Source organism: Gammaproteobacteria bacterium (genome assembly GCA_003696665.1).
Lineage (GTDB): Bacteria > Pseudomonadota > Gammaproteobacteria > Enterobacterales.
On sequence record RFGJ01000303.1, the window covers coordinates 1 to 2,454 of the forward strand.

Here is a 2,454-nt window from a genome sequence, read left to right on the forward strand (position 1 = left end):
CATGGCTCGCATCGCTTTCAGCATGAATGGGGGGATTTTAGCTGTTCTTGGTCGAAATGTCGCCTGAATGTTGGGGCCAACCCAATACCAAACCACCTCTTTGTATGTCCATATGATTGACACAGGCGACGTAGCATGTTTCGCCTCAAGGGCGCATGACAATCATGGTTTAGACTACGTTTTGGTGCGTTGCCTTACACTGGGGCAGGGAATTTCCGTAGTATTCGCATACACATAGTAATGCTGTTGACCCTGATCGAGGGGGAGTGACAAAATGGTCTCACCCCCTTTGTTAAACGGAGTTCTCATGAAACAGAAAAGGCTATACCAGCATGCTGGTCAGCTTTCGGTTCTAGGATTATTTTTGAGTGCGATGTTTTCTGATTCTGCCCTTTATAGGGATTTAATGCTGATAATCTTTCCGTTGTATACCATGTTTTATCTTGCTAGCCTCTGCAAAATTGACAGTGTCAGCCAAAGATTTGATTGTCTCTCTGTGAAAAAAAAGCTGTTGGATATTGAGTTTTATCCACTCTCATACAGGGCATTGTCAACGCTGGGCATTTCGATGCGACCTCCTGTCCTTGAAAATTTTTTTCCGAACGTAGTAAAGCTATTTTTTATCTACTTTATTACGACGATATATTTTCTTGACATCATTCATGAAAAGAGTTCCTATCCATCGATTCTGATCGCGGCTATCACTATCAGCCTTGTGCTGTCGTTCTACGATTCATTGTTATATAGAAAAAAAGAGCGTTTTTGCTTGGTGAGGGTTCATAATAGGGCCTCGAAAAAAGTGTTTTTCTAACTGTCAATCGCCCGGGCATTCTGAGTCGTTGTTATTAACCGAAATGCCACCATGGAGCGGTAAGTGGCAGAGAAATAAAGGAGAACTGATATGCGTGAATTGCATGTGAATGAGATTGATTTGGTTTCCGGTGGCGAGTTAAGACCGGATGAGGGGGCCTATCTGGAGATGGCACTTGCTGGTCTTGTGGTGACGGCTGGCGCTCCGGCGATAGCTCTCGCTGCGATCGGCGCTGCTGCTCTCTGCTTCGCCCTTGACTAAGGCGTCACATGCGTGGTTCTGCGATGGCCGCGTACTGCAATCACCGCATTTTATTCCTTTGATGTGTATGGAGGCATGTTATGTCAGGACACAGGCAGTCCCAGCTGCGTGGCGAAACCTGTCGTTTGAAGCAAAGCAGGTTGACCACTGGCGAGTTATGACCCTGGACGACCGGAATCCGGTATGCGGAATTGCAAGAGCTTGCTGATGGCTGGCGACGTCTCTCCAAAACATTGGTATCGCCACCCAATACACGATTGCTCGTTCATTCATTGAGAGCCCCCGAACTTGGACAGATTCTTTACGACAAATGGAAGCAACAAAACATTCTGGTGTTCGGCATTCTTCTCTTTGCGGGGCTCGCTCTATTGTGGCAAGGGGGCGATGGTGCCGGTCACAGGCTCATGGTCGCGGCGTTCCTCTGGGCCTCTTTTGTATTGTCAAACATCATGGCATCGCCTTCTCCAAATGCATTGGCGGAACGCTCGGAATTTTTTCTTGCGGTGATTGATCAGGCCAGACGGAACTTGTGGTTTGTTATCGTGATTGCGGTCTTGTCTTTCTTTTTTAGCAGGCTCCCATCGAAAAGTTTAGAGGACGTGGCATTTTCCTACGGCGCTATGATTGACAAGGTTGTGTCTGGTGAAATATGGCGACTTCTCACTGGGCCTTCGGTGCATTCGGGTTTAAAGCATTGTATTCTCAACAACCTGATGTTGTTTATATGGTTCCCCATTGTGGCCTTCTATTCTATGCGAAGCGCGCTGCTGGTATTTTGGGGCGGCGTATTGTGGGGGCAGGTTTGTTATATTTCCCTTGGATGGCTCGGTTTTCACAACCGCAGCCTTCTCGTTGGCATGTCTGGGGGCAACCACGTCTTAATGGCTTACATTGCAGCAGATGAGATGATTGGGAGGAACAAATATCCCGCTGGTTTTTTCTGCTCACGCTGGCGTTCATCTTAATGAATCTTGTTTGAAGCGAACTTTTGAATCCAAGGGCGAGCCTAATCGCTCACGGCTCAGGTATTTTTCGGGGTCGTTGCGGCTTTCTTCAAGGGGTTTGTGCCTAAAACAGAAGGCAAGGCACGAAGCGTGAGAAATTGAAGGAATATCAGACCCGCATCCGTCAAGAAATAAATGTGGAGAGAGCTAGTTATACTGGATGTTATGTTAACAGTCTCAATGCTGCCGCGTGAGGGCGAGCATGAGAATTTATGTGAAACAGCAGAGGAGGCTCGTGAAACACATGTAGACGCGCGGGAAATAATTTGTGGCTAACAATGGAAGCGACAAGCAGTTGTAATTTGTCGTGACCATCAGTACTATACCGGCCTTAATAACACCCACCGAAATGATATGTTCAAAGGTAGTTTGGTCGCA

2 protein-coding genes are annotated in these 2,454 nt (G+C 47.1%); both read left to right on the forward strand.

The window, feature by feature from the left end; genetic code table 11:
* The first annotated feature begins 274 nt into the window (after positions 1-274).
* Positions 275-811: a hypothetical protein gene (locus tag D6694_08255; GenBank protein ID RMH42209.1), complete on the forward strand. Its 537-nt coding sequence runs from the start codon at positions 275-277 to the stop codon at positions 809-811.
* Positions 812-1,263: 452 nt separating this feature from the next.
* Positions 1,264-2,037 carry a hypothetical protein gene (locus D6694_08260; protein ID RMH42210.1) on the forward strand — a complete coding sequence of 258 codons (774 nt, stop codon included), beginning with the start codon at positions 1,264-1,266 and terminating at the stop codon, positions 2,035-2,037.
* Positions 2,038-2,454 lie beyond the last annotated feature (417 nt).